Annotated in this window: 26 protein-coding genes and 1 pseudogene; 10 read left to right on the top strand and 17 right to left on the bottom strand. The window is 63.4% G+C overall.

What is annotated here, in order from left to right; all coding sequences use genetic code 11:
• Positions 1 to 399 precede the first annotated feature (399 nt).
• The 3 genes from ACWTU8_RS08895 (at position 400) to ACWTU8_RS08885 (ending at position 3373) form a co-directional block, all read left to right on the top strand.
• Positions 400 to 1725, top strand: a complete 1326-nt coding sequence (locus tag ACWTU8_RS08895; protein WP_455847829.1) for an NAD(P)/FAD-dependent oxidoreductase — start codon at positions 400 to 402, stop codon at positions 1723 to 1725.
• A gap of 87 nt (positions 1726 to 1812) precedes the next feature.
• A complete protein-coding gene (locus tag ACWTU8_RS08890; protein WP_455847828.1) occupies positions 1813 to 2886 on the top strand; it encodes a tartrate dehydrogenase in 1074 nt (357 codons plus the stop codon).
• A gap of 10 nt (positions 2887 to 2896) precedes the next feature.
• Complete coding sequence (locus ACWTU8_RS08885) at positions 2897 to 3373, top strand: Lrp/AsnC family transcriptional regulator (protein ID WP_455847827.1); 477 nt, start codon at positions 2897 to 2899, stop codon at positions 3371 to 3373.
• Between the two features lie 40 nt (positions 3374 to 3413).
• Here the strand turns inward: ACWTU8_RS08885 and ACWTU8_RS08880 are convergent, their stop codons facing one another.
• Both ACWTU8_RS08880 and ACWTU8_RS08875 read right to left on the bottom strand, forming a co-directional pair.
• A complete protein-coding gene (locus ACWTU8_RS08880) occupies positions 3414 to 4790 on the bottom strand; it encodes an aminotransferase class III-fold pyridoxal phosphate-dependent enzyme (RefSeq protein ID WP_455847826.1) in 1377 nt (458 codons plus the stop codon).
• A gap of 13 nt (positions 4791 to 4803) precedes the next feature.
• Entirely contained in the window at positions 4804 to 5646 is an 843-nt protein-coding gene (locus ACWTU8_RS08875; protein WP_455847825.1) for a GNAT family N-acetyltransferase, read from the bottom strand.
• 321 nt (positions 5647 to 5967) lie between these two features.
• On the opposite strand from ACWTU8_RS08875, the gene ACWTU8_RS08870 reads away from it, so the two are divergent.
• The gene (locus ACWTU8_RS08870; protein WP_455847824.1) at positions 5968 to 6657 is read left to right on the top strand and encodes a haloacid dehalogenase type II; all 690 of its coding nucleotides are present in this window, start codon (positions 5968 to 5970) and stop codon (positions 6655 to 6657) included.
• A 109-nt stretch (positions 6658 to 6766) separates the two neighbouring features.
• Here the strand turns inward: ACWTU8_RS08870 and ACWTU8_RS08865 are convergent, their stop codons facing one another.
• From ACWTU8_RS08865 to argE, 5 genes are all read right to left on the bottom strand, one after another.
• The gene (locus ACWTU8_RS08865) at positions 6767 to 8242 is read right to left on the bottom strand and encodes an NAD-dependent succinate-semialdehyde dehydrogenase (RefSeq protein WP_455847823.1); all 1476 of its coding nucleotides are present in this window, start codon (positions 8240 to 8242) and stop codon (positions 6767 to 6769) included.
• A 20-nt stretch (positions 8243 to 8262) separates the two neighbouring features.
• Positions 8263 to 9306, bottom strand: coding sequence for a tartrate dehydrogenase (locus tag ACWTU8_RS08860; RefSeq protein WP_455847822.1), 1044 nt, complete (start codon positions 9304 to 9306; stop codon positions 8263 to 8265).
• Positions 9307 to 9481: 175 nt separating this feature from the next.
• Positions 9482 to 9838 (bottom strand): cupin domain-containing protein, encoded by a 357-nt coding sequence (locus ACWTU8_RS08855; RefSeq protein WP_394886188.1) that lies wholly within the window; start codon positions 9836 to 9838, stop codon positions 9482 to 9484.
• 14 nt (positions 9839 to 9852) lie between these two features.
• A complete protein-coding gene (locus tag ACWTU8_RS08850) occupies positions 9853 to 10776 on the bottom strand; it encodes a 2-hydroxyacid dehydrogenase (RefSeq protein WP_455847821.1) in 924 nt (307 codons plus the stop codon).
• Positions 10777 to 10793: 17 nt separating this feature from the next.
• Complete coding sequence (argE, locus tag ACWTU8_RS08845) at positions 10794 to 11918, bottom strand: acetylornithine deacetylase (RefSeq protein WP_455847820.1); 1125 nt, start codon at positions 11916 to 11918, stop codon at positions 10794 to 10796.
• Positions 11919 to 12164: 246 nt separating this feature from the next.
• On the opposite strand from argE, the gene ACWTU8_RS08840 reads away from it, so the two are divergent.
• Complete coding sequence (locus tag ACWTU8_RS08840; protein ID WP_455847819.1) at positions 12165 to 13043, top strand: GNAT family N-acetyltransferase; 879 nt, start codon at positions 12165 to 12167, stop codon at positions 13041 to 13043.
• Between the two features lie 473 nt (positions 13044 to 13516).
• Positions 13517 to 14119, top strand: coding sequence for a cupin domain-containing protein (locus ACWTU8_RS08835; protein ID WP_455848417.1), 603 nt, complete (start codon positions 13517 to 13519; stop codon positions 14117 to 14119).
• Between the two features lie 68 nt (positions 14120 to 14187).
• On the opposite strand, the gene ACWTU8_RS08830 is transcribed toward ACWTU8_RS08835, so the two are convergent.
• From ACWTU8_RS08830 to ACWTU8_RS08785, 10 genes and pseudogenes are all read right to left on the bottom strand, one after another.
• Positions 14188 to 14589: a flavodoxin gene (locus tag ACWTU8_RS08830; protein ID WP_455847818.1), complete on the bottom strand. Its 402-nt coding sequence runs from the start codon at positions 14587 to 14589 to the stop codon at positions 14188 to 14190.
• 166 nt (positions 14590 to 14755) lie between these two features.
• Positions 14756 to 15577: pseudogene (locus ACWTU8_RS08825) on the bottom strand (aldo/keto reductase); the annotation flags it as partial.
• Positions 15578 to 15701: 124 nt separating this feature from the next.
• The gene (soxA, locus tag ACWTU8_RS08820) at positions 15702 to 16481 is read right to left on the bottom strand and encodes a sulfur oxidation c-type cytochrome SoxA (RefSeq protein WP_455847817.1); all 780 of its coding nucleotides are present in this window, start codon (positions 16479 to 16481) and stop codon (positions 15702 to 15704) included.
• Complete coding sequence (gene soxZ / locus ACWTU8_RS08815) at positions 16481 to 16801, bottom strand: thiosulfate oxidation carrier complex protein SoxZ (protein WP_455847816.1); 321 nt, start codon at positions 16799 to 16801, stop codon at positions 16481 to 16483. Before soxZ ends, soxA begins: the two co-directional genes overlap by 1 nt.
• Positions 16801 to 17271: a SoxY-related AACIE arm protein gene (locus tag ACWTU8_RS08810; protein ID WP_455847815.1), complete on the bottom strand. Its 471-nt coding sequence runs from the start codon at positions 17269 to 17271 to the stop codon at positions 16801 to 16803. Before ACWTU8_RS08810 ends, soxZ begins: the two co-directional genes overlap by 1 nt.
• A gap of 2 nt (positions 17272 to 17273) precedes the next feature.
• On the bottom strand, positions 17274 to 17726 hold the full coding sequence (gene soxX, locus ACWTU8_RS08805; protein ID WP_455847814.1) for a sulfur oxidation c-type cytochrome SoxX: 453 nt from the start codon (positions 17724 to 17726) through the stop codon (positions 17274 to 17276).
• Positions 17723 to 18985 carry an FCSD flavin-binding domain-containing protein gene (locus ACWTU8_RS08800; protein WP_455847813.1) on the bottom strand — a complete coding sequence of 421 codons (1263 nt, stop codon included), beginning with the start codon at positions 18983 to 18985 and terminating at the stop codon, positions 17723 to 17725. The genes soxX and ACWTU8_RS08800 overlap by 4 nt, the downstream gene beginning before the upstream one ends.
• Complete coding sequence (locus tag ACWTU8_RS08795; RefSeq protein WP_245485894.1) at positions 18972 to 19316, bottom strand: c-type cytochrome; 345 nt, start codon at positions 19314 to 19316, stop codon at positions 18972 to 18974. Before ACWTU8_RS08795 ends, ACWTU8_RS08800 begins: the two co-directional genes overlap by 14 nt.
• Positions 19303 to 21477, bottom strand: a complete 2175-nt coding sequence (locus ACWTU8_RS08790; RefSeq protein WP_455847812.1) for a molybdopterin cofactor-binding domain-containing protein — start codon at positions 21475 to 21477, stop codon at positions 19303 to 19305. Before ACWTU8_RS08790 ends, ACWTU8_RS08795 begins: the two co-directional genes overlap by 14 nt.
• A gap of 11 nt (positions 21478 to 21488) precedes the next feature.
• Entirely contained in the window at positions 21489 to 21959 is a 471-nt protein-coding gene (locus ACWTU8_RS08785; RefSeq protein ID WP_455847811.1) for a (2Fe-2S)-binding protein, read from the bottom strand.
• Here ACWTU8_RS08785 and ACWTU8_RS08780 point away from each other — a divergent pair.
• The 4 genes from ACWTU8_RS08780 to ACWTU8_RS08765 all read left to right on the top strand — a co-directional run bounded on the left by ACWTU8_RS08780 (position 21943) and on the right by ACWTU8_RS08765 (position 25122).
• The gene (locus ACWTU8_RS08780) at positions 21943 to 22230 is read left to right on the top strand and encodes a hypothetical protein (RefSeq protein WP_455847810.1); all 288 of its coding nucleotides are present in this window, start codon (positions 21943 to 21945) and stop codon (positions 22228 to 22230) included. The genes ACWTU8_RS08785 and ACWTU8_RS08780 overlap by 17 nt on opposite strands.
• 48 nt (positions 22231 to 22278) lie before the next feature.
• Entirely contained in the window at positions 22279 to 22998 is a 720-nt protein-coding gene (locus ACWTU8_RS08775) for a response regulator (protein ID WP_065009610.1), read from the top strand.
• Positions 22995 to 24476 (top strand): ATP-binding protein, encoded by a 1482-nt coding sequence (locus ACWTU8_RS08770; RefSeq protein ID WP_455847809.1) that lies wholly within the window; start codon positions 22995 to 22997, stop codon positions 24474 to 24476. Before ACWTU8_RS08775 ends, ACWTU8_RS08770 begins: the two co-directional genes overlap by 4 nt.
• A gap of 190 nt (positions 24477 to 24666) precedes the next feature.
• Entirely contained in the window at positions 24667 to 25122 is a 456-nt protein-coding gene (locus ACWTU8_RS08765; protein ID WP_455847808.1) for a c-type cytochrome, read from the top strand.
• The last annotated feature ends 30 nt before the right edge of the window (positions 25123 to 25152 follow it).

Below are 25152 nucleotides of genomic sequence, written 5' to 3'. Positions count from 1 at the left end.
CAGCTGTTCGGGGCCCGCGACATGATCCGGCAATCATATCCTTCATGCGGTAACACTCGCCCACGACGGGCAGGAACCAGGGCTCCGGCGTGCATCGACACCGTGTGCCACGCAATGCGGTCGAGCGGAACGGTGTCCGTGCGGCCCATCGCAATGTAGGCCAAGGCACTGCCGATCAGGGTCGGCAACTGTGCGCCGCGCGCCCTGAATAGCCATGCCGTAGATGACGCGACTGCATGAAGTGTACTCCTGCTTGCCCCGGTACCAGCGAGCTTTTCGCGCAACAATTGCCCGTCCTAGAGGCCGCTAACCGCACGATATTCCGTCCAGGCACAAACTTCGCGGCCTGCCTCTGGAGGGGGCAGGTTAGGATGCTTCAAATTACCGGAGTCCCCATCCATGCCCGCGCCGCTCATCCACATCGATTCCAGCCCATCCCTGCCTCGCGAGGCGGACGTCGTCGTCATCGGCGGCGGCGTGGTAGGCGTATTCACGGCATATTATCTCGCACGCCGCGGCGTCAGCGTTGCCCTGCTGGAGAAGGGGCGCGTTGCCGCCGAACAGTCCAGCCGCAACTGGGGCTGGTGCCGCCAGCAGAACCGTGACGCGCGCGAGTTGCCGATGGCAACCAAGAGCCTCGATCTCTGGGAAAAAGTGGCGCAGGAGACTTGCGAAGACACCGGCTTTCGTCGTTGCGGGCTGCTCTATTTGTCGCAGAACGACGATGAACTCGCAGGTTGGGCAAAGTGGCGCGATTTTGCAAGGAGGGTCGGCGTCACGACGCATATGCTGAGCGCGGAAAAAGCCACCGAACGGGGTAAAGCGACCGGCTGCAAGTGGAAGGGCGGCGTTTTCTCACCGACCGACGGAACGGCAGACACCTCGAGGGCGGTACCTGTAGCCGCGCGAGGGATCATGGCGGCTGGCGGCTCCGTACATCAATATTGCACGGCTCGCGGCGTAGAGTTGAGTGCCGGCCGGGTCAGCGGCGTCGTTACAGAAGCGGGAACCATCCGGACAAGGACCGTGGTCATGGCCGGAGGCGCGTGGGCTTCTTCCTTCTGCAACCAGCTTGGTATTCGTTTCCCGCAAGCTGCCGTGCGTCAGTCCATTCTAGCCGTAGCGCCGGGCGCAAATGGCCTGCCGGATGCCCTGCATACCGCGCGCGTCTCGCTGACGCGGCGCGGCAACGGTGGATACACTCTGGCGATCAGCGGGCGGGCGCGAGTCGATCCAACGCCGCAGCAGCTCAGGTTCAGCCGCGAGTTCGTGCCCATGTTCGCCCGCCGCTGGCGCAGTCTGGCCCCGGGAGCGTTCGAGGGCTGGCGTCAAGGTCATGAAAGCCTGAGGAAATGGGTACTTGACGACGTGACACCAATGGAACGGAATCGGATTCTCGACCCCAAACCTGACATGAGGCAGATTCGGCTGACATATCGACGAGCCTGCGAATTGATGCCCGAACTCAAGCGCGTCGCGATCTCCGATGCCTGGGCGGGTTATATCGACAGCACGCCCGATGGCATTCCCGCAGTCGGTGAAATCGAGGGGATTCCGGGTTTTATCCTGGCGGCGGGATTTAGCGGCCACGGCTTCGGGATCGGCCCCGGCGCGGGGCATATGATTGCCGACATCATCACGGGCAGCGAGCCGATCGTCGATCCGCGTCCTTATAGGCCGGAGCGCCTGAAGACCGCTGCGTGGGGCAAGGTCGCTGAATTCTGAGAAGACCGATTTGCCAACGTCCAACCGGTCGCACACGAGATCGAGGCCGCAAGGCGGCCAGCACTGAAAACAACGGGGGAAGTGACGATGCGCGAATATGAGATTGCCGCCATTCCAGCCGACGGGATCGGCCCAGAGGTCATTGCCGCCGGTCTCCAGGCGCTTGAGACACTTGAAGAGCGCTGCGGCGACTTCAAGCTGCGCGTCCAGCACTTCGACTGGGGCTCAGACTATTACAAGGGCCATGGTCGGATGATGCCCGAAGATGGCGTGGCGCAACTGAAGCGCTTCGACGCTATCTTCTTTGGCGCGGTCGGCGCTCCCGGTGTGCCCGACGACATCACGCTCTGGGGGCTCCGGCTGCCGATTTGCCAAGGCTTTGATCAATACGCGAACGTGCGGCCGACAAGAATATTGCCGGGCATTGCTTCTCCGCCGGCGGGCGTTGGCCCTGGCGATCTCGATTGGGTGATCGTGCGGGAGAATTCCGAGGGCGAGTATTCCGGCCACGGCGGCCGCGCCCATCGCGGCCTCCCCGAGGAAGTCGGAACTGAGGTCGCGATCTTCACGCGCGTCGGCGTCACCCGCATCATGCGCTATGCATTCCGGCTGGCGCAGTCACGGCCGCGAAAGCTCCTGACAGTTGTTACGAAATCCAACGCGCAGCGTCACGGCATGGTAATGTGGGACGAAATCGCCGCCGAGGTGGCACGGGAATTCCCGGACGTCACGTGGGACAAGATGCTGGTTGATGCTATGACGGCGCGTATGACGCTGAAACCACGGAGCCTCGATACGATTGTCGCCACCAATCTTCACGCCGACATATTGTCGGACCTTGCAGGCGCGCTTGCGGGCAGCCTCGGTGTAGCACCGACCGCCAATATTGATCCCGAGCGGCGCTACCCCTCGATGTTCGAGCCTATCCACGGCTCGGCATTCGACATTGCCGGCAAAGGTATCGCCAACCCTGTCGCCACCTTCTGGACCGTTGCCCAGATGCTTGACCATCTGGGCGAGAACGAAGCGGCCGACCGGCTGATGCGCGCCGTGGAATCGGTGACAAGGGAAGGCGTGCTGACGCCGGACGTTGGTGGCACCGCGACCACGCAGGAAGTAACGGACGCCGTTTGCCGGACGATCCGCGGTTCGAACGTCTGACAGGTTTCTGATGAAGCTCGACAAGATCGACATCAAAATTCTCTCCGAGCTGCAAAAGAACGGGCGCATATCCAACGTCGAGCTTGCCGAGCTGGTGTATCTGTCACCGAGCCCCTGCCTGATGCGGGTCAAGAAGCTTCAGGCGGAAGGCTTCATCACCGGTTATTCCGCCCAGATCGACGTCTCCAAGCTCGGGCAGACGTTGATGGTCTTCACCGAGATCACGCTCAGGAACCATCGGCAGAACGACTTCGCGCGGTTTCTTGCCACCGTCGAGAAGATCGATTCCGTCATCGAATGCCATCTTGTTTCAGGTGGCTACGACTACCTGGTGAAGTTTGTGACAGCGGGAATCACCGAATACCAGACGGTCATGGAGCGCCTTGTCGAAATGGACATCGGCATCGACAAATATTTCAGCTTCGTCGTGCTGAAATCCCCTATCGTGAAATCTCACCTGCCGCTCGACGCCATATTCGACAGATGAGGAAGAGGCTGCCCCGCGCATGCGGCGGCAGTCTGGACGATCATCTTTTCATTGCTGCCCGCACGTCCTGGTCTTCGAGGGTTTGATCCAGCGTCATCCGCGTGCGTTCGAGGATTCCATCGATATCGTCCTCTGTGCAGCAGAGCGGCGGCGCATAGCCCAGGATGCCGCTGTTGAAGGCGCGGATGACGAGGCCGTTCGCCCATGCGCGGTCGAAAATACGGCGACCCGGATCGGCTGCCACCGGCAGGGGCGTCTTGCGCTCCTTGTCGGTGACCAGCTCGACCGCGGCGAGCATGCCGCGACCGCGAATATCGCCAACCAGCGGGTGGTCGGCGAGCGAGCGAAGGCCTTCCATCAAGCGCTTCCCGGCCTTACGCCCGTTCTCGAGCAAGCCCTCTTCGTAGAGACGCAGGCATTCCAGCCCCACCGCCGCGCTCACGGGATGGGCTGAATAGGTGTAGCCATGGCCGACAGCCGCTTTGCCGGCTCCATCCGCGATCGTATTGTAGACACGGTCCGACATGAAGACTGCGCCCATCGGCACGTAGCCCGAGGTCAGTCCCTTCGCCGTGGTCATGAAATCCGGCACCACATCGTCCTCGTCACAGGCGAAGAGCGGGCCGGTGCGGCCAAAGGCAGTGATGACTTCGTCGGCAACGAACAGAATGTCGTGTTCCTTGCACACGGCGTGCAGGGCCTTCAGCCAGCCTGTCGGTGGAACGAGAACTCCGCCCGAACCCTGAATAGGTTCGGCGTAGAAGGCCGCAACGCGGTCCGCGCCGAGTTCCGCGATCTTGGCGCGCAGGGCCGCGACCGATGCGTCGATAATCGTCTGCGGATCGGAACCGACCGGATTGCGATAGGCGTAGTGCGAGGGAATCTTGTGCTGCCAGTCGTAAGGCACGCCGAAGCCCGCATGGAAAGCCGGGATCGCGGTCAGACCGGACCCTGCCGTCGAGGATCCGTGGTAGCCATACTCGACCGAGATGAACTGGTCCTTTTGCGGCTTACCCTTGGCATGGTAGTAGTAGCGAATGAAACGGATCGTGCTGTCGACTGCGTCGGAACCGCCCAGCGTGAAATAGACATGGTTCAGATCGCCGGGCGCCAGTTCGGCAAGTCTGGCAGCAAGACGAATGGCAGGCTCGGACCCCAGCCCGAAATATCCCGTCGCATAGGGAAGCTCTCTTAGCTGCTTGGCCGCTGCCTCAACGACGCTTTCCTGCCCGTATCCGATGTTTACACACCATAGACCCGCGAATCCGTCCAGCAGCGTTTTCCCGCTTGCATCGGTCACCATCGCGCCCTTGGCGGATTTGAGCACCCGCACACCGGTTTCCTCGTGGCCCCGATAGCATGAAAACGGGTGAACCAGATGTGCGCGATCGAGTTCGATCAGTGAGTTTGCCAGCATTTCTTCCTCCGATTCAACCGAGTGCCTGACTGACCAACGCATATGTGCGGTGATGCGCGGGCTTGCTTTCTTTGTGCGTGGCCATGGAGCGTCGCATCGTGATCCCACCGCCGACGTGCGCGAGCCCGCGCCCGGTGAGCCATTCAGCGAGATTTGTGGAACCATCCGTATCGAGACGGACAAACCTGCCCTGGTGATGGGCGAGCAGAAAGTCGATCAGCGCCTTGGCTTCGGTACCGTTTCTCGCCACCACTGGGCCGATGACCAAGCCTCGACCGAACGGGCGGATCGCCCCAAAGGCCTGGACTTCGCCTTCGTCACGAACGACGGCGAACTTCGCCCGCTCTCGCAAGAGCTGCATCAGCGCCGAACGGTCATATCCATACGCCGCGCGATCCAGCGCCACGAGGCGGCCATGATCGCCGCTCTCGCTCCAGGATACATGGTCCGGTGCGTCGACCGGCAAAGCCTCGCCCTGATACTGCACGATCTCGCCTGTCGTAACAAAGCCCAGCTTCTCATAAAGCGGGAGCCCTTCCTGTGTCGCCACCAGATAGCAAGTGCGCTCACCCGCCTTGGCAAGCGCCTCCTCCACCATCTTTCGGCCGAGCCCGCGGCCGCGCATGGCCGCATCGACGATCACCATGTTGATGGTGGCGGCATCGTCGCCGTAGGGGGTAATCATGATGGTCGCCACCACGCGTTCTTCTTCCAGAGCGACGATCCCCCGGCTGATCGACTGGACCAGCTCCCAATCCTCGCGGCGATGCGGCCATTTAACTTGGCGAGACAACTCGACAGCACCTTCCAGGTGCCCCGGTGTCATCTCTTCAAGGATGATCTGTCGTGTGGTCATGATGAATTTCCGGCCTTCGTCTTCAGGTGCTAACGGTAAACCGCCGAAGACAGCAGTTCCTCCCGACGCACGGCCATGCGCTACGCGTTTTCGCTATCCTTCGCCGCTCGCGCCGCATCTTCTGCCGAAGCATGGCCGACAGGCCGTGCTGCTCCCAAGCTCGAAAGGACACCTGGCGCAACTCTCTGCCAATCCGGCGATGCAATACGAAACGATCTGCTTCAGGTCGCGGCGAATGCGGCCGTTAGTCTTCCATGTCGCCGACTATGGTGATTGCGGTACAGGCACGCTGTGCCGAGGAAAACTAGGAGGATGGTCGCCATGTCGACGTTCAGACCGAAATACATCACCTTCGACTGCTACGGCACGCTCACCAATTTCGATATGGCCGGTGCCGCGAGGCGCGTCTACGGCTCGCAGCTTTCGCCTGCCGCGTTGACGCAGTTCATCAAGGATTTCGCGGGCTATCGCCTCGACGAGGTTCTTGGCGCCTGGAAGCCCTATATCGAGGTCGTGCACAATTCCGTGGAACGGACCTGCAAGCGCAACGGCGTCGCATTCCGGCCCGAGGATGCCCAGCGCATCTATGAGGAAGTGCCGACATGGGGTCCGCACCCGGATGTCCCGGCGGGGCTGGCCAAGGTCGCCAAGGAAATCCCGCTGGTGATCCTATCCAACTCCATGAACAGCCTGATCATGTCAAACGTGGAGAAGCTCGGCGCACCCTTCCACATGGTCATCACGGCCGAGGAGACCGGCGCCTACAAGCCTTTGATGAAGGGCTTCGAATATATGTTCGACAAGCTCGGCTGCGGCCCTGAGGACATTACGCACGTGTCGTCCTCATTCCGCTACGATCTCATGACCGCCTATGATCTCGGTATCAAGAGCAAGGTCTGGGTGAATCGCGGCCACGAGCCCGCGAACCTCTTCTACGAATATACCGAGATCAAGGATATCGGAGGTCTGGCCGCCGCCGTCGGACTGGAGCCCGTTCGGGAAGTTGCTTGAGGCTGGCGGGTCTCCGGCCATCGCGGCATCCGATGTATCGAATGAGAAAGGGGCGGTTCGACCGCCCCTCTCTCATTGCTGGTCTCGGTCTTGGGATTCCGGATAGCCTCTAATGCAAGCCGCCGACGTGAAGCGTCTTGACCTCCAGATATTCCTCAATCCCCAGCTGCGATCCTTCGCGCCCCAGCCCCGACTGCTTCACACCGCCGAACGGCGCGACCTCAGTCGAGATAAGACCGGTGTTGAGTCCGACCATGCCGAACTCCAGCGCCTCAGCGACACGCCACGATCGTTTGAGGTTTTCCGTGTAGAAATAGGCGGCAAGGCCGAAGGGCGTTCCGTTGGCGATCGCGATCGCTTCTTCCTCCGTCTCGAAGCGGAAGAGCGGAGCCACGGGGCCGAACGTCTCTTCCGACGCCAGGAGCATTTCGGTCGTGGCGTCGCCGAGCAGAATAGGCCGGGCGTATTGCTTGCCTTCCGGCACTGCTTCGCTCCGGGCAATTATCCGGGCGCCTTTCTCCAAAGCATCGGCGACATGCCGCTCGATCTTCTCAATGGCGGCACCATTGATCATCGGCCCGATGACGACGCCCTCCTCTGTACCGGCGCCAACCTTCATCTCTGCAACTCGGCTGGCGAGCTTCGCAGCAAACGCCTCATAGATGCCGGCCTGCACGAGAATGCGGTTGGCACAGACGCAGGTCTGGCCGCCATTCCGAAATTTGGAGTTTACTGCCCCTTCGACGGCGAGATCGAGATCTGCGTCATCGAAGACGATGAAAGGCGCGTTCCCGCCGAGCTCGAGGCTGAGCCTTTTGATGCCGTCGGCGGCGCCCTTCATCAGAAGCGCGCCGACGCGGGTTGAACCTGTGAAGGAGATCTTGCGCACCGTTTCGTTGGCCATCAGCTCTTTGCCGATCTCCGCCGGCATGCCGGTTACGATGTTGATAACGCCTGCCGGGATGCCCGCTCGCTCCGCCAGGACGCCGAGCGCGAGCGCCGAAAATGGTGTGAACTCGGACGGCTTGATCACCACCGTGCAGCCGGCAGCCAGTGCGGGGGCGACTTTGCGCGTGATCATCGCGTTGGGGAAATTCCACGGGGTGATGACGGCGCAGACGCCGACTGCTTCCTTGAGAACCAGAATGCGGCGATCGGCAGTGGGTGACGGAATGGTCGAGCCACCGATCCGGCGCGCCTCCTCCGCAAACCATTTCACGAACGACGCGCCGTAGCGGATCTCCGCGAGCGCTTCGGCAAGCGGCTTACCCTGTTCCAGAGTCAGCAGAAGCGCCAAATCCTGTTCATGCCGGCGAATGAGGTCGTGCCAGCGTTCCAGCAGTCCCCCGCGCTCGGCATGAGTCTTCTTCCTCCAACTCCTGAATGCCTCGGCCGCAGCGCTGATCGCGGCCCTGGTCTCGTCGCCGCCCATGTCGGGAACGGTGCCGAGAACATTCAGGCTGGCGGGGTTGGTGACCTCGGCGACGGCCTTTGTGTCCGCTTCCCGCCACACACCGCCAATCAACGCCTGCTGGCGGAACAGGTCCGTATCGTTAAAGGTGCCAATCTTCGTGATCGCATTCATGGTCTTTTTCCTCTGCCCTTTCAGCTCAGTGCCGCAAGCACGGCTCGCGTGATGGTTTCAGTCCGGTCCTTGCCTGCGATCGTGCCTATGCCCCGCGCGGTTACGGACTCGATCGCCGACATCACTTCGGCCGCAGCATGCCGCTCGCCCAGATGCTCGAGCATCATCGCACCGGACCAGATCGCGGCGATCGGATTGGCGACGCCGAGATGCGCGATATCGGGTGCCGAACCATGGACAGGCTCGAACATGGAAGGTGCGCTGCGATCGGGGTTGATATTGGCAGAGGCAGCATAACCCAGCCCGCCCTGAATGGCCGCTCCGATATCGGTGAGGATGTCGCCAAACAGGTTCGAGGCGACGATTACGTCGAGGCTCTCAGGCGCCAGCACCATGCGGGCAGCCATGGCGTCGATGTGGTAGTGCGAGACTTCTACATCGGGATAGTCTTTCGCTATCTCGCGCGTCACCTCATCCCAGAAAACCATGGAATGTTTCTGCGCGTTGGATTTGGTCACAGATGCGAGCTTCTGGCGGCGCGCCCGCGCCTGTTCGAAACCGAAACGCATGATCCGTTCGACACCCGCACGCGTGAAGATTGCCGTCTCAATCGCGACCTCATTGGCCGTGCCGGAATGGACGCGCCCGCCGGCGCCGGAATATTCGCCTTCCGTATTCTCGCGTATGCACAGGATGTCGAATCCATCAGAGCGGAGGGGCCCCTGAACGCCCGGCAACAGCCTGTGCGGTCGTATGTTGGCGTACTGCGTGAACCCTTTCCGGATCGGCAGGAGCAGTCCGTGAAGCGATACTGAGTCGGGCACTTCCGCGGACCACCCCACAGCGCCGAGATAGATCGCATCGAATTCTCGAAGTGTCTCGATGCCGTCTGGCGGCATCATCGCGCCGGTTTCCAGGTAGTAGGCGCAGGACCATGGGAAGCGTTTGCCATCAAGGGCGAAACCGCCCCGTTTTGCCGCCGCCTGCATCACCTGCCATGCCGACTCGGTCACGTCCTTGCCGATGCCGTCGCCCGGGATGAGCGCTATGTTGTAGGTCTTCATTTGATGGAGGTCCTCATTCGCACTAGCGTTTCATCGAACAATAATGGACCGCGCGCCGCATTTTCCGTCGAGGATGAGCCGCCCGACGGCGTCGAACCGCGTCAGGCGGAACTTGGAAAGTCGATTGTTCTGGAACCGCCGCGCGCGCTATTCGGCAGGACCTTGAACATTGAACTCAGTCATAAACGCAGACGTAGATCTTGCGCACGGTCTCGATCGTGCGCCAGACGCCGACGAAACCGGGCTTCATCACGAAGCTGTCGCCGGTGCGATAGGTCTTCGTCTCGCCCCCCTTCTCCTCGATTTCGATCACACCCGAAATGATGTGGCAGAACTCGTAGGTGGTGCCTTTGATCGAATGCGTCTCGCCGGGCGTCGCCTCCCAGACGCCGGTCAGAACCTTCTCACCTTTCGAGGCATCCTGCGCCCAGGTCTTGAAGGATGGAGTGCCGGAAATGAGCCGCTCCGGCAGCGGCAATGCCTCCTTCGGCGTGAAGGCGGGATTTGTGTCGACAGTGATCAGAAGTGACATTTGAGGTTTCCTGGTTAGTAGCCGAGCGTCCGATCGACGAGGCCGATCAGAGCCTTCCCGGCGCGGTGGCGCCGGATGTTGTCCACGGCGGATTGCGCCGCCGTATGCGGTTGCGTCACCGAGGCGATGTGCGGCGTTATCATCACCTTCGGATGCGACCACAGCGGATGGTGTTCCGGGAGCGGTTCTGGATCAGTTACGTCAAGCATCGCCGCAGATACGTGACCGGTGTCGAGCGCGTCGATCAGTGCGGCCTGGTCGAGTTGCGGACCCCTGCCGACATGCAGCAGCCGCGCCCCGGCGGGCAGTAGGTCGAAGAGCTTTGCATCGAGCATGCCGCGCGTTTGTTCCGTCAGCGGCAGCAGGCAGACGAGAATATCCGTTTGCTTCAGAAAGCCCGCGAGTTGGTCCGCGCCATGAAAACAGGCCACCCCCTCTATCCGCTTTTCGCTGCGGCTCCACCCGGCAAGCGGAAACTGGAACGGCTTCAAGCGCTCGATAGCCGCCTGCGCCAGCATGCCAAGGCCGAGGAAGCCAACCCGGCGCTCGGCCGCCTGTCGAGCGGCAATTGGTTGCCAGAGGCACCTTTTCTGCTGCTCGAGATAGGCGGGCACCTCCCGGTGGAGCGCCAACACGCCGAGCGCGACGTATTCCTGCATCATGCGGATGATGCCATCCTCGACCATCCGCACAAGCTTCACATGGCTTGGCACCACGTCCTGCTTGAACTGGTCGACGCCCGCTCCGATGCAAAATAGCACTTGCAGATTGCGGTAGCGCGAGATCTCGTCCGGCACCGTCCAGGTAATGAGATAGCGCACCTTCTCCGGCTCCATCTCCTCGCCGGAATGGAAGAATTCCAGCTCCGGGAGCTCGCGCGCGAAGATCTCGCGGAATACCGCAGCACGCGCGGCATCGGAATTGAAAAGAAACGCCATGGAAACCGCCCCTTCCTTCAGGCCGCGAGACGCGCGCCGAGCCCGTGGATCATCTTCCGGCAAGCGGCGAGTTCACCGGTCTCGATATATTCGTCGGCACGGTGAGCACGGCCGATGTCGCCGGGGCCGCAAATGATCGCATCGATACCGGCCTGCTGATAAAGCCCGGCCTCCGTGCCGTAACTGACCGCTGTGTGCGGCTCCTGCCCCGTCAGCTCGGTCAGAACCGCCGCTAGCTCACTCCCCTTCGCGGGTGCAAGGGCGGGATAGGAACTCAACTCGTGCCAAATTACCTGGAAGCCGCTGTCGCGCAGGGCAAAAAGCCCAGCCTTGACCGGCTCAAGCAGGGAGGATGGAGAAACGCCCGGCACGGCACGTACCTCGATATCGGCGGTGCAGTGGCCAGCGATGACGTTGACCGCCTGTCCACCGGCGATGACGCCCACCTGCAACGAAGAATATGGGGGTTCGAAATCTTGATCGAGCGGTCCGTCGGCGAGGGATTGGCCATAGGCCACGGCGTGCGTGATGACGCCGGCCATGGCGTGCACGGCATTGAGTCCGAGATCGGGGCGAGACGAATGGCCGGATCGCCCGACCACCTCGAGCCGCGCAGCGGCCTTCCCCTTGTGCGCGCGCACCGGCTGCATCCGGCTCGGCTCGCCGACAATCGCGCCAAGCGGCCTCTCGCATAGGCCTGGCAACGCAGCTAAGAGATGCGGTACGCCACGGCACCCCGCCTCTTCATCGTAGGAGAATGCGAGATGAATTGGCTGCCGCAGGTTCATCGCCGCAAGTCCTGGGAGCGTGGCCAATGCGCAGGCGAGAAAGCCCTTCATGTCGGTGGCGCCGCGGCCGTAAAGCCTGCCGCCCTCGCGGCGCAGGACAAACGGATCCGAGCTCCATTCCGGCTCGCCGGCCGGCACGACATCCACATGTCCCGAGATGATGTAGCCCCGACCCTCGCGCGGGCCGATCGTGACGAAGAGGTTGGACCGGTCGCCCTCGGGACCAGGAAGAACCGTCACCTCGGCTCCCGCTGCCTGACAGTAGTCGCGGATCCAATTGACGATCGCGCCGTTTGGGGTGCCCACAACAGAGGGAAATGCAATCAGGGTCGCGAGGATTTCTTCCACGTTCATGGCGGTCCGCTCTGCTTGCACATTGTCACCGGGTGCGACCAGCCTATCCGTAGGCAGCAGTGTTCCCTGCCGAATCGCGTCGTGCTTCGGCTGAAGATTGCGAAAAAACGCCTCGAACCAGCGAAACCTGCTAGCTTTCCCGTGTAAAGCTGCGGCAAATGAGGCCTGTCGTGACATGGCGTCGACGACGGAAACACCACATGCTTGCGACGCTGGGCTTTGGTTTGAAGGAGCCGATCGACTGAGATGCAGAGATCAGTGCGCCTGAAATCCTTTGAACTGGTTGCGCGGGACATCAATGATGTCGACGTTGAGCTGCTGCATGCACTATCGATTTCTGTCCGCTGGCCGCATCGCCCCAAGGACTGGGATTTGTTGCGCCGCGCCGGCCACGGCATCGTCGCCGTTGACGGAATTGGGCGCGTCTTCGGAAGCGCGATGTGGTTTCCCCACGGGGACGATTTTGCCACCATTGGTCTTGTGATCACGACGCCCCGCGCACAGGCGCAGGGAGGTGGCCGATGGCTCATGGAACAGGTCCTTGAGCAGTGCGGGGATCGCAATCTGGCTCTGAATGCAACTCATCCCGCCTATCCTCTGTATATTTCGCTCGGCTTCACGAGCGAGGCGATCGACTATATGCGCCAGGGACAGGTCCCCCAAACACTCCCGCCGATGCCAGCTCTCGACGGTGAACTAAGTGACCTGCCTAGCGACAGGTTCGGCGACATCACCGCGCTGGACGCGCGCGCATTCGGGACAAACCGTGCAAGGCTGCTTGCCTTGCTCTCGGACGATGCCTCAATCGCCACTTTGAGTCGTGGCGGCGAGGTCGTTGGCTATTCCATGTGTCGCGAGTTCGGGCGCGGCCACGTGATTGGCCCCATTGTGGCTCGGAGCGACCAGGACGCGGTTCATCTCACCGCCGTCCATCTGAAGAAGCTGGCAGGTCGATTCGCGCGCGTCGATACCCGCGAGAGGGATGGCGTGTTTGCCGAGTTCCTTCAGCAGAGCGGCCTCGGCGTTGCCGAGACCGTGACGACAATGTCCAAAGGCCGCCGGTTTCTGAACCGGGAAAGCAACGGACCTTGGGTTTATGGGCTGGCCAGCCACGCCTGGAGCTGAATGCAAGCACACTCCGCCCTCAAGCAGCGGTCAGAGGTGTCTGTAGATCAGAGCGCTCGAATTGCACCGAAAAGCCCAAGAAACGGGTGTAATGCGGTTGCTATCATGCGGCCGGGACGACTACCGCTTAGAATCTTCCCCGAATCCCGGATTCGGTTTCGCTGCCGACACAATGACCGTCCGACGCCCCACCCGCCATGCCATCTAACGTGGCCGATGCCGCGCGAGCACGGTGCGATTCGCGCGTTGACATGATTAATGTCCCGCAGCAGATCGGATGTGATGACGTCCGGCGATGACCCGCATGCGACCAACCGGCCGTCCTCGATGGCCATCGCCTGATCGGTGAAGCGCAGGGCAGACATAGACACGGCGTAGATCCCTACCGAACAGGCAGCGGAACCGACCGGCATGAAGACGGTTGAATCGGCATGAAGGCTCGTCTTCTGACAGCCAGCAATGCAGGCTACATTATGAGCATTCTGCAGAGTGCCAAGAAAGCTGTCGAGCAGGTTACCGGTGTCGCAAGACCGGGCAGGCAAGAAGTAACCGGTCTTGTAAGGCGGCGAAAAGCGAATGAGTTTTGGTTCAAGGATGATGGCCTGGTGCCCAATCATCCGTTTTGGCCGCTTGTCGTCTATCGTGGCGCCGTGAGGCTGCCTGAGGAATTTGATCCCGCAGCCGTCTTGGAGGAGCTTTTCGAGGCCAATGGATGGGGGGACAGCTGGCGGAATGGCATCTACGACTACGTTCACTACCATTCGCGAATACATGAGGTGCTCGGGGTTGCAGCCGGAACGGCCAAAGTCCAGTTTGGGGGCAAAAAGGGACGAACCCTGTCCCTGAAGGCCGGCGACGTCGCGGTTCTTCCGGCCGGCACCGGGCACCAATGCCTTTCGGCATCCGACGATTTTCTAGTGGTCGGCGCCTATCCTCCATTTGGGACCTATGATGAATGCACGACTGCCCAGGAGCATGATCGCGCGCTCGCGACAATCCAGAAGGTAGGTCGTCCACGCAGGGATCCCGTCTATGGGAGCAAAGGCCCGCTTCTGCAAAATTGGAGGAAGACCTGAAGTAGGCGGAGATCGATCGAAGACCCACAGCACAGAACGCACACGAGCTAGGGGGTGTACAACTCAGGCTAACGGCCTATCTCGACGCTCGCGAGCCACCGAGTGACCTCTCGAAGCGTCTCGCGCTCCTGGTCGCATTGTTTGGAAAACCAATCGATCAGACGGGCACCTGGTGCATGTTCGGCGATTACGGCCAGGCTGCTGCCGAGCCCATAGCCGCCATGCGCCATGAACGGCACCACCGTCTTGTTCGACAGGTCGTGCTGCGACAGGAACGAGCGTATGACGGAAGGCGCGGTCATTCCCCAGATCGGAAAGCCCAGGAACACGGTTTCATAGGAGCTCAGATCCGACACCCTCGCCTGCAGCGGCGGGTTCGTAACCCCGCTGCCGCTCCTCTGCCTATGCGACCTGTGGCTCGTAGTCTTCCGAATAGGCCGCCGCCGGCACGATCTGAAACAGGGTTGCATCAAGCGCGCAGACAATCTGGGTGGCGCTCAGGCGGCCACTAGGACCGAGGCACTGCGACCGGCCGCGGTCGGATCAGCGCATGTTGCCGCAAACTCACTCCCGCCATCAAAGGCAGCAGGAACGAGCGTTGCAGGGCCCTGCCGGCGCGAGATGAAGGCAGTCAAGTCACCGGGTCCTCCCGTCACGGCTAGCCATGGCGATCAGGCTTTCGGAGGCGCTTTCTACGCCCGAATAGACCAGCACGGCGTCAGGAAGGCGTGCGCCCCTGAACTCGACCGCGGCCACCGCCGCATTGAGCTCCGCGACTTCGGCGGCGTGAACTGGACGTCGGCCGCACCAGTGTTCTCGAGCATGTGCGGCATCTGGGTCGTACCGGGGATCGGCACGATCCAGGGCTTTTGCGCCAGCAGCCAGGCTAGCGCGATCTGCGCGGGCGTGGCCCGCTTCCGTTCGGCCCAGGCCTTCACCAGATCCACCAACGCCAGGTTATGCGGCAGGTTGTCCGGCGAGAACCGTGACTCGATCCCGCGAATGTCGCCTTCGGCGAACCGTGTCCTGGCATCGATAGCACCCGCCAGGAACCCGCCCCGAGCGGGCTCCACGGCACGAAGCCGATGCCAAGTTCCTCGGGATCACCTCTTCTTCCGGCCCACGCCATAGCATGGAGTATTCGTTCTGGACGGCCGTGACAGGCAGTGCGCCATGCGCGCGGCGAAGCGTTCCCAGCCCCATCTCACAGGCCCCGTGCAGGACCTTGCCTTCCGCCATCAGGCCCTTGACCGCGCCTGCCACGTCTTCGATCGGCACTGTAGGGTCGACGCGGTGCTGGTAGAGGAGATCGATGCGGTCGGTGCGCAGGCGCTTCAACAATCTTGATGTGGTCCGAACGGCTGTTCAGGCCGGGCGCCGCTCGCCGGTCTCTTGATCGATGTTCCAGCCAAACTTGGTTGCGATCACGACCTCATTTCGGAACGGCTCCACGCCTTCGACCCGAGTCGGCGGCAGCCATCGCCAACTTTCAGCCTCCTTCTGGAACGTCTGCGCTTCAGAGAATAAGACGACCGAAGTTGCGATCAACTGTCCGTCCGCGACAGGTGAAGACCGGCCGGCATCACGGCCGGACCGCCGGCGTCTCGACCAGCAGGCCGCGGGCCCGCTCCATCAGATGGAGCTCCAGCTCGACGAGTTCGCGTGCGCTGAACGCGAAGGGCTCGGCCCTCACCCCGATCATGCAGTTGCGCAGGCGCCGCTGCAGCGAACCGACCGTCTGCCACTCCAGTCGGTAGAGCGGATAGCCGGTCGGATGGGCCTGCGGGATGACACTGCCGCCGAGCCGTTTGCCCCAACTGTCGTCGTGGCAGGAGGCGCAGGAGAGGTCGAGCTGGCCGATGCGGCTCTGGAACAGGCGCCGTCCGCTGTCGCGAAACGGCGCGAGCCGGGCGTCGGTCGCCGGTATGATTGGCATGCCGCGCGACTGATGCGCCACATAGGCCGTCAGGGCGAGCAAAGCGTCAGACTCCGGCGCTAACGGCTCGGCCTGCTGCCGCTCCGCTCGGCAGGAGTTGATACGCCCGGCAAGGTCGATCGGCCGTCCAATCGCCTCGTCAAAGGCCGGGTAGCGCGCGGCAACGCCGCGCATCGTCTGGGAAGCATCGCCATGGCAGCCGGCGCAGGCGACATCCGCCCTGCCCCCAGCCTGTTGCCAGAGCTGCTCGCCCTGCAGCACCCACAGCATGCCGGGGTTGCTCGTGTCGTCGGCCTGCAGCGCCTGCGTCTCCGGCGTCATAAAGTCGAAACCGGAGCGCTTCGCGCTGTCTTCGATGCCGGCTGCAGAGACGATGCCGCAAATAGCGGCAACACCGAGGGCTGCTAGCCGCCAGAGCGTATGCATTAGTTCACCGTTATCATGGCGGACGCCGTCTGCGTCCTTCCTGTGTCGTCCGTCCAGGTGAAGTCGATCGTGCCGCTCGTCGTGGCGACGAGCGTGAAGGCAATGAACGGGTTGGCCGACACCGCTGGAAAGAGATCGGCCGAAAACACCTCCTCGCCGTTGTAGGCGCAGGCGAAGCGGCGGATGATGTCGCGGGGGATGTTGGAGCCGTTCGGGCCGATACGATAGCCGGTTTCCATCGGATGGGCGATCATCGCCTTGATCTCGACGACCTCGCCCTGCCTGGTCATTTTCGGCACATTGACGAGCGCGCGCGCCATTATGAGAGATCCTCGATGCAGGCGGCCAGCGTGACGATGGCGCTCGCCCGGCTCGACCAGAAGCTGCCGTCGCTCATCTCTGCAACGGCCACCACCACCTGAGAGGTCGCGAGCCGGATCCGCGTCGAGACGGTGGCGCGGCCCGTGCGCGGCCCGAGGTGGAAAACCGCGACATTCGCCTCCGGGTTCTTCTCGTTGAAGACCGCGATGCGCCGGACATGGTCGTCCGCGGTCATAGGGCTCTCGGCGGCGACCGTGATCCCGACCGCGTTGCCGTTCTCGACCAGGGGTGGCAGATCGAGCCGGACGCGGCCCTCGAGGACATCGGCTCCCCCGGTGAAGGTCCGGATCGCGTCCTCGAGGCTCGGACGGGCAACAGCCCAGCGCGGCAGACTGATCACCAGCAGACCAGTCATGCCGGCCCGAAGAAACTGCCGCCGTCCGGCCAAGCGAAGCGGGTCTTCGTGCATGATCACCCCTTCAGTGTGGTGAGATAGGCGACGATATCCTCGATATCGGCGCCGCTCAGGATCGGCTTGCTGCGCCAGACGGTGGCGACACGCCGGACTTGCTCATCCGCGACCCGATAGTAGGAAGGCATGATCGTGTTCGGCACGAGCCGCTTCATGTCGACCACGCGCAGCCGGATCTGGCCATCCGAAAGCCTTGCCCCGACGCCGGTCAGGTCGGGCGCCAGCGTGCCGTGCAGATGCGCGTCGGGAAACGGGCCGCTGTGGCAGAGCGTGCAGAGGCTGCGCTGCCGGTCCGAGATCAGCGTGGCGCCGCGCGCCGGATCACCCGTGCCGCCGACCAGAGGCTCCATGATCGCATCGCTGGTCACGACATAAGACCCCATCTCCTCGCCGGCACCGGGCGAGGCCGCAAGCTGCAATCCGATAAGAGCGAGGCAAGCCACCCTGCTCATCCGAACACTTCACTGGTGATCGTTCGGAACCAGTCCTCCGCATAGGCCGCTTCCAGTTCGCGATCGGAGGGCGGTGCTTCGAGCGGGCTGGTGCCGCCCGCACCCTCCACCTCGGCAAGCAGGCCGTCGCGCGGCCGGTAGACGCCTGCGATCGAAATGCCGTAGCCGGGCGCGACCAGGCTGTAGCAGGTGTTGATGAGCTTCGGCTGCGCCGGCTGCCGCTCCCTGACCAGCGCGCTGACCGCCGCGGCGCAGGCTTTTGCCTGGGCGTTGGCGCTGAAGGCGGATTTCGGCATAGCCCCGCCGATCGCCGCGTCGCCGACGACGTGGATCGCCGGCTGCAGGCGGGACTCGAAGGTGACCGGGTCGATCGGACACCAGCCCGTCTGATCGGCGACGCCGGCCGACTGCGCGATCCCGCCCGCACGCTGCGGCGGGATCACGTTGGCGACATCCGCCTTGTGATTGCCGAACTCGGTCACCAGCGTCCTTGTTGCCGGGTCGACTTCCGTCACCCTGCCGCCCAAGGACAGCGGCACCCATTCGATTAAGCCGGCATAGAGCTCTTGCCAGGCTGCTTCGAACAGGCGCTGCTTCGAAAAGGCGTCCTTGGCGTCGAGGATGATCAGCTTGGAGCGTGGCTTGCTGGTCTTGAGGTAATGCGCGATCAGGCTTGCCCGCTCGTAGGGACCGGGCGGGCAGCGGAACGGATTGGCTGGCGCGGAGAGAACGACGACCCCACCGTCCGGCATCGCCGCGAGCTGGTCGCGCAGCAGCAGCGTCTGCGGCCCCGCCTTCCAGGCATGCGGCATGATCGCCCCTGCCGCCTCGTCGTAGCCCGGCAAAGCGTCGAAGCGCAGGTCGACGCCGGGCGCCAGCACCAGTCTGACGTAGCCGATGTCTGTACCATCCTCGAGCCGAACGCGCCGGCGCTCAGCATCGACGGCGACAGCGCGCTTGCGGATGAGGCCGATGTCGCCGAACCGGTCATAACCGAAGGTCTGCGCCTCGATGCCACGCAGCCCTGCAACAACGGCATTGCTGAACGGGCAGGCCAGATAGGCTGTATCTGGCTCGATCAGCGTCACGGCAAGGTCGCGATCCAGCCGTTTCAGCGCGCGGGCGCAGCTCGCCCCGGCAAAGCCGCCGCCGACGACGATCACGCAGGGCTGCACCTGTGCGCGCACCTGCGGCGCGGTAAGGACGGCCGCGGCGACGCTGGCCGCCGCGCCGCCGATCAGGGCTCTACGGCTGGGCATGGCGTGCCGCCTCCGGTTTGGCGAGCCATTCGGCGATGGCGCGCGTCTCCTCCTCGGTAAATCCCCTGGCGATGCGGTCCATGACCGTCGCCTTGCGCTCACCGGAACGGAAGGCTTGCATCTGGGCAATGATGTCGTCGGCCGCATGGCCGTCGAGCGAGGGGATGGCTGAGCCGAGCGCCGCCGGCCCGTGACAGCCGGTGCACGCCGTCGCACCAGGCGCCGCGTCGGCCCTCGCCGACGCGCTGGCCACGAGCCCCGCAAGCAGAACGGGCACGAACGATCGTCTGCCGCGCCTGTTCTTCGAGCGCCTCATGTCATGCGAGGTCATGGTTTTTCAACGGCAGCGTGCGGATGCGCTTTCCGGTGGCGGCGAAGATCGCATTGAGGACGGCCGGCGCGGCGACCGCTATGGTCGGCTCGCCGACGCCGCCCCAGAAGCCGCCGGACGGCAGTATGATCGTCTCCACCTCCAGCATCTCGGCCATGCGCAGAACCTCGTAGCTGTCGAAGTTCTCCTGCTCCATTCGGCCGCCATTGACCGTGCACTCGCCGTAAATGCAGGCGGAAAGGCCGTAGACGAAGGAGCCCTCGACCTGCCGTTCCACCTGTGCGGGATTGACGACATGACCCGGATCGGTGGCCGCCACAATGCGGTGGATCCTGAGCTGCCCGTCGGTGACCGAAACCTCCGCTGCCGCCGCGACATAACTGCCGAAACCCATGATCTGCGCGAGCCCGCGGTGAACACCCGCTGCGGCCGGGGTGTCCCAGCCGATCCGTTCGGCAACCGCCTCCAGCACAGCGAGATGCTTCGGATGTTTGGCCATCAGCTTGCGGCGGAAGGCGAGCGGGTCGACGCCGGCCGCATGGGCGAGTTCGTCCATGAAACACTCGACGTAGAGCGCGTTCTGGTTGAGGTTCACGCCGCGCCAGAATCCTGGCGGGATCGGCGGGTTGCGCATCGCATGGTCGACAAGCAGATTGTCCACCGTATATCCCAGCGTGCCTTCCGTGCCGGCGAGCACGAGGCCCTGAAAGACCACCGGGTCCATACCGTTCTGCATGCCTTCCGGCCGCACTGCGGCAAGGATCGATTGGCCGGATATACGCATGTGCAGAGCGGTCAGGTTGCCGTCCGCGTCAAGCGAGCCCGTCAGTCGGCATCGCGTGGTCGGGTGATAGGCGCCGTGCAGCATATCCTCTTCGCGCGACCACATAAGCTTTACGGGCGTTCCTGGCACCTGCTTGGCAATGCTGACCGCCTGGCGCACATAGTCCTGGAAGTTGCCGCGCCGGCCGAAGCCGCCGCCGAGATGGATCTTGTGCACCTCGCATTGCTGCACCGGCAGGCCTGCGGCCTCGGCCGCTGCAGCAAGGCTCGCCTCGCCATTTTGGGTCGGCACCCATACCTCGCAGCGCTCCGGCGTGTAGAGCGCCGTCGCGTTCATCGGCTCCATGGTCGCATGGTTCTGATAGGGGTAGGCATAGGTCGCCGTGACCGTCCGGCCGGCGGCGGACAGGGCGGCACCCGCGTCACCTTGCTCGGCGCCAATGAAGACATCATTTGCGGCGAGGCCCTCTTCGAGCATCGCCGCGATCGAGGCGCTGGTGACCTGCCTGTTGGGACCTTCGTCCCAGACGACCGGCAGGGCATCGAGAGCGGTCTTCGCCCGCCACCACGTGTCGGCGACAACGGCAACGGCGGTTTCGTCGACCTGAACGACGGTGCGCACGCCGGGCATGCCTGCGACCGCCGCCGCGTCGAAGCTCTCCACCTTGCCGCCGAAATACGGACAGGCCCGGATCGCCGCGTTGAGCATGTTCGGCAGCTTGAGATCAACACCGTAAACCTGGCTGCCGTTGAGCTTGTCGGCCGTGTCGAGCCGCGGCAGCGGCTTGCCGGCTATGGTCCAATCCTTGGGGTCCTTCAGCGTGATGTTGGCGGGCGGCGTCATCCGCGCGGCGGCGGCGGCCAACTGACCATAAAAGGTGGCGCGATCGGATGCTGCATGCGTGACCATGCCCATCCTTGCAGTGCATTCGCTGGCCGGCACGCCCCATTCGGCGGCCGCTGCGGCAATCAGCATCTCGCGCGCAACGGCGCCACCAATGCGCACATACTCGTGCGACTCGCGGATACCGCGGCTGCCCCCGGTCGAGAAATTGCCCCACACGCGGTCGCGTGCGAGGTTCTGGGCCGGCGACGGATATTCGGTCGTGACCTTTGACCAGTCGCAATTCAGCTCCTCGGCGACGAGTTGCGCCAGGCCGGTCAGCGTCCCCTGCCCCATCTCGGAACGGGCGATGCGGATGACAACCGTATCGTCGGGCCTGATCACCACCCAGGCATTGATCTCCGGCGCGGTCTCGGCGCCCTCGGCAAGTGCGGGCTTGATGAACGGCACGTTGAATCCGAGGGACAGGCCGCCGGCCGTGGAGGCCACGCCGATGATGAAGCTGCGGCGGGAGATGGAAATTATGGCGTTCATGACTGATCTCCTCAACCGCGCTGCGTGGCTTCGCCGCTTTTGGCGGCCAGCTTGATCGCGGCGCGCACCCGGTTGTAGGTGCCGCAGCGGCAGATATTTGTGATCTCGGCGTTGATGTCCTCGTCCGCGGGGTTCGGGTTCTGCATGAGCAGGCCCGCCGCAGCCATGATCATGCCGGCCTGGCAGTAGCCGCATTGCGGCACATCGAGCGCAAGCCAAGCCTGCTGGACCGGATGTGAACTGTCTGGCGAAAGCCCTTCGATGGTGGTGATTTGCTGGTCCGGCTCGACCGCGCTCACCGGAAGTACGCAGGAGCGCGTGGCGACGCCGTCTATATGGACGGTGCAGGCGCCGCAGGCGGCAACGCCGCAACCGTACTTCGTGCCCGTAAGCCCGATCTGCTCGCGGATCACCCACAGCAGCGGCGTATCCGGATCGACCTCGATGTCACGGGACGTGCCGTTGATGATCAATCTGGCCATTGTGCAATCCTTTCGATCAAAGGCTGGCGAGGACCGCCGTCTGGATGCCGCGCGGCATGGCCTGGCGGCAAGACCGGAAGTCCGGGCTAGCGACGAGGCCAAGTTAGGCGGAAGCTGTCGCAGAACCTTGTCCCGACGACCGGCAGTTCATCGCAAGCTGTCGCAGGCGCTGCGCTCTGATACATCTCGTTACACTTCTCACGCTTTGTTGATGCCGCACGAGATTGCCGCCGTGGCGCAGAAGGTGATCATCCGTGTAGACGCAAACTAGATATCGTCGATACTGGCCGACTGTTCAGCGGCGGCTTTGGAGCATTGTATGGAAGCGGCGCAGCACATCGCGGTCGTCGACGACCACAGGGACATCCGCGACCTCGTCGGGAAATACCTCACCCAGCAAGGTTATCGCGTCAGCGTCGCCGACAGCACGGCCGCGCTCAAGCGGCTGCTCGACCGCAGCCTGCCCGATCTTATCGTCCTCGACGTCATGATGCCTGGTGAGGACGGCATTGCCGCCTGCCGGCACGTGCGCGGGACGGTGGACGTTCCGATCATCTTTCTTACCGCCATGGCCGAGGAGATCGACCGGATCGTCGGCCTCGAGATCGGGGCCGACGACTACCTGACGAAGCCGTTCAATCCGCGAGAGCTGCTGGCGCGGATTAAGGCCGTGCTCAGGCGCGTCCACAGCCTGCCGCCGCAGCGCGGTCGTCTCAAATCGAACGCGCTGCGGTTCGACCGCTGGACGCTGAATGTAGGCCGCCGCGAGCTGGTCGGGCTCGACGGCGTGGCGGTCGCGCTCAGCACGGCTGAATTCCGCCTTCTCACCGCCTTTATCGAGCATGTCGGGATCGTACTCAGCCGGGATCAGCTGCTCGACCTCACGGTTGGGCGTTCGGCCGACGGTTTCGACCGGGCCGTCGACAACCAGGTGAGCCGGCTGCGCAAGAAAATCGAGGCGGACCCGAAGAGTCCGATGCTGATCAAGACGCACTGGGGCGGCGGCTACTGCTTCACCGCCGAGGTGGCTCCGGCATGATGCTGTTGTGGAGACGCAGCCTGGCGGCCCGCTTCCTCATGCTGGTGCTGCTTGCGCTCGCCCTGTCGCAGGCTATCACATTCCTGATCTCGTGGGACGAGCGCGGACAGGCCCTGCACGCGGCGGCCAAGGGCGAGTTCGTCAGCCGCACGTCCTCGCTTGCGCTTCTGCTGGACACCACGCCGCCCTCGCTTCGGCCCGACATCCTCAACGTCAGCGGCACGGCCTATACGCGTTTCTGGACCTCGGACGGCGGACCGAACAATCCTCTCGCCTGGCAACAGGAAGCCTTGACCCAGCTCGCCAAGCCGCTGCCCGGGATTGCCGGGAAGTATGCCGCCTACGTGAACGGACAGGCCTCGAGCGCAGTCGATGCCGCCGACCCTTCCGTGCCGCCGCGCATGGTGGATTTGTCCGGCAATGGCAGACCTTTCTCTCGGCCGGCCAAGTTTCTTTATATGGACGCCGCCCCAAACGGCATGGGCCTTTCCGTCCGCCTCGATGACAGCACCTGGCTGAATGCGGCCTACGCCAAGGCAATGCCGAACGCCTTCTGGACGACGCAATCGGCCATATCGCTGGCGCTCACTGCACTCATCCTCTCCGCCATCGCGATTTTCGGAGCGCAGGCAATCGCGCGTCCGCTGCGACGGCTCGCCAATGCCGCTGAACTGTTCGGCCGCGGCGAGGCTGTGCCGCGGCTGCCGGAATCAGGGCCGGCCGACATCCGCCAGACCGCCGAGGCGTTCAATCGCATGCAGGAGCGCCTGCAGCGTTTCGTCGAGGACCGCACGCGCATGCTGGCGGCGATCAGCCACGACCTGCGCACGCCGCTGACCTCGCTCAGGCTGCGCGCGGAGTTTGTCCAGGATCACGATCTCCAGGAAAAGATGTTGAAGACCATCGAGGAGATCCAGTCGATGACGGAAGCAGCGCTCGCCTTCGCGCGCGAGGACGCCGCCGTGGAGGAGACGCGAACCGTCGATCTTTCGGCGCTGGTCGGCAGCCTCTGCGACGATCTGGCAGAGCTGGGCCAAAACATCACCGTCAGCGACGGGCCAAAGGTGCTGTATCGCTGCCGGCCGGACTCCCTTCGCCGGGCGATCCGCAATCTCGTCGAAAATGCCGTCCGCTATGGCGAGCAGGCCAAGGTGAGCCTGGTCAGGAGTGCCGACAGCCTGGACATCATGGTCGAGGACGCCGGACCTGGCATACCGCCAGGCGATATGGAACAGGTGTTCGCCCCCTTCTTCCGCCTGGAGCAGTCGCGCAACCGGGAGACTGGCGGCGTCGGGCTCGGCCTGTCAATTGCCCGCGCCATCGCCCGTCACCACGGCGGCGACATCGTGCTGGAAAACCGGAGCAACGGTCTTCGCGCGGTCATCAGGCTGCCGCTCATCGACATGGCCAAGCAGCTGGCCCCGGCGCCTGTACCTGAAACGCACCCTCCGACCGGACTGCGATCCTTGCCCGTTTGACCGAAACCTGTCCCGCGATCGGAACTCCCGCGCTGTCGCGCCACGGTTCGATCAATGTCATCGCAACCCACATGCTCCCCAGTGCCTTTTTTAACCCAGCCGCCGCTCTCGCTGCTGAGTGGCTGGTCCTGCCGGAAGCTTCCGGCCACCAGCAAAGCCCCTCTCTTCAACGTTCCGCAGAGGTCATCCGATGAGTCATTCACAAACCACGACACGCAACCACGTTATTTCCGTCGGAGTTGCCACCGCATCTCCGGCGACGTTCATCACGCGAGCGCGTGCGTCCCTGGCCGCGCTCTTGGTTGCCGGCGGCCTGCTGTTGCCGGGCGCCGCTTCCGCGCAACAGGCCGACGGCGAGCGGCTGTTCCGGCAAGGCTGCGGCAGCTGCCACAGCTTGGAGCCAGGCCAGAACAGAACCGGTCCGCATCTGTCGGGCGTCATCGGCCGCAAGGCCGGCAGTGTCGAGGGCGCCCGCTATTCGGCCGCGCTGCGAGAATCGGCCATCGTCTGGGAAGGCGGTACCCTTGATACCTTCCTCGCGGCGCCACGCCAGATGGTTCCGGGCACGTCGATGACAGTGGGCGTTCCCAACGCCGCTCAGCGCGCCGCGATCATCGGCTATCTGGAAGGTGCGGTCGCACAATAGTGTCCGCTGATGAAACCAAGGCGTAGCCCT

This window comes from Mesorhizobium sp. BHbdii (genome assembly GCF_053848045.1).
This window is presented reverse-complemented; position numbering and strand designations above follow the sequence as displayed.

Coding starts and splice junctions, on each gene's coding strand:
- ACWTU8_RS08895 (WP_455847829.1), top strand. CDS start 400: ATGCCCGCGCCGCTCATCCACATCGATTCCAGCCCATCCCTGCCTCGC.
- ACWTU8_RS08890 (WP_455847828.1), top strand. CDS start 1,813: ATGCGCGAATATGAGATTGCCGCCATTCCAGCCGACGGGATCGGCCCA.
- ACWTU8_RS08885 (WP_455847827.1), top strand. CDS start 2,897: ATGAAGCTCGACAAGATCGACATCAAAATTCTCTCCGAGCTGCAAAAG.
- ACWTU8_RS08880 (WP_455847826.1), bottom strand. CDS start 4,790: ATGCTGGCAAACTCACTGATCGAACTCGATCGCGCACATCTGGTTCAC.
- ACWTU8_RS08875 (WP_455847825.1), bottom strand. CDS start 5,646: ATGACCACACGACAGATCATCCTTGAAGAGATGACACCGGGGCACCTG.
- ACWTU8_RS08870 (WP_455847824.1), top strand. CDS start 5,968: ATGTCGACGTTCAGACCGAAATACATCACCTTCGACTGCTACGGCACG.
- ACWTU8_RS08865 (WP_455847823.1), bottom strand. CDS start 8,242: ATGAATGCGATCACGAAGATTGGCACCTTTAACGATACGGACCTGTTC.
- ACWTU8_RS08860 (WP_455847822.1), bottom strand. CDS start 9,306: ATGAAGACCTACAACATAGCGCTCATCCCGGGCGACGGCATCGGCAAG.
- ACWTU8_RS08855 (WP_394886188.1), bottom strand. CDS start 9,838: ATGTCACTTCTGATCACTGTCGACACAAATCCCGCCTTCACGCCGAAG.
- ACWTU8_RS08850 (WP_455847821.1), bottom strand. CDS start 10,776: ATGGCGTTTCTTTTCAATTCCGATGCCGCGCGTGCTGCGGTATTCCGC.
- argE (WP_455847820.1), bottom strand. CDS start 11,918: ATGAACGTGGAAGAAATCCTCGCGACCCTGATTGCATTTCCCTCTGTT.
- ACWTU8_RS08840 (WP_455847819.1), top strand. CDS start 12,165: ATGCAGAGATCAGTGCGCCTGAAATCCTTTGAACTGGTTGCGCGGGAC.
- ACWTU8_RS08835 (WP_455848417.1), top strand. CDS start 13,517: ATGAGCATTCTGCAGAGTGCCAAGAAAGCTGTCGAGCAGGTTACCGGT.
- ACWTU8_RS08830 (WP_455847818.1), bottom strand. CDS start 14,589: ATGCAACCCTGTTTCAGATCGTGCCGGCGGCGGCCTATTCGGAAGACT.
- soxA (WP_455847817.1), bottom strand. CDS start 16,481: ATGCATACGCTCTGGCGGCTAGCAGCCCTCGGTGTTGCCGCTATTTGC.
- soxZ (WP_455847816.1), bottom strand. CDS start 16,801: ATGGCGCGCGCGCTCGTCAATGTGCCGAAAATGACCAGGCAGGGCGAG.
- ACWTU8_RS08810 (WP_455847815.1), bottom strand. CDS start 17,271: ATGCACGAAGACCCGCTTCGCTTGGCCGGACGGCGGCAGTTTCTTCGG.
- soxX (WP_455847814.1), bottom strand. CDS start 17,726: ATGAGCAGGGTGGCTTGCCTCGCTCTTATCGGATTGCAGCTTGCGGCC.
- ACWTU8_RS08800 (WP_455847813.1), bottom strand. CDS start 18,985: ATGCCCAGCCGTAGAGCCCTGATCGGCGGCGCGGCGGCCAGCGTCGCC.
- ACWTU8_RS08795 (WP_245485894.1), bottom strand. CDS start 19,316: ATGACCTCGCATGACATGAGGCGCTCGAAGAACAGGCGCGGCAGACGA.
- ACWTU8_RS08790 (WP_455847812.1), bottom strand. CDS start 21,477: ATGAACGCCATAATTTCCATCTCCCGCCGCAGCTTCATCATCGGCGTG.
- ACWTU8_RS08780 (WP_455847810.1), top strand. CDS start 21,943: ATGATCAATCTGGCCATTGTGCAATCCTTTCGATCAAAGGCTGGCGAG.
- ACWTU8_RS08785 (WP_455847811.1), bottom strand. CDS start 21,959: ATGGCCAGATTGATCATCAACGGCACGTCCCGTGACATCGAGGTCGAT.
- ACWTU8_RS08775 (WP_065009610.1), top strand. CDS start 22,279: ATGGAAGCGGCGCAGCACATCGCGGTCGTCGACGACCACAGGGACATC.
- ACWTU8_RS08770 (WP_455847809.1), top strand. CDS start 22,995: ATGATGCTGTTGTGGAGACGCAGCCTGGCGGCCCGCTTCCTCATGCTG.
- ACWTU8_RS08765 (WP_455847808.1), top strand. CDS start 24,667: ATGAGTCATTCACAAACCACGACACGCAACCACGTTATTTCCGTCGGA.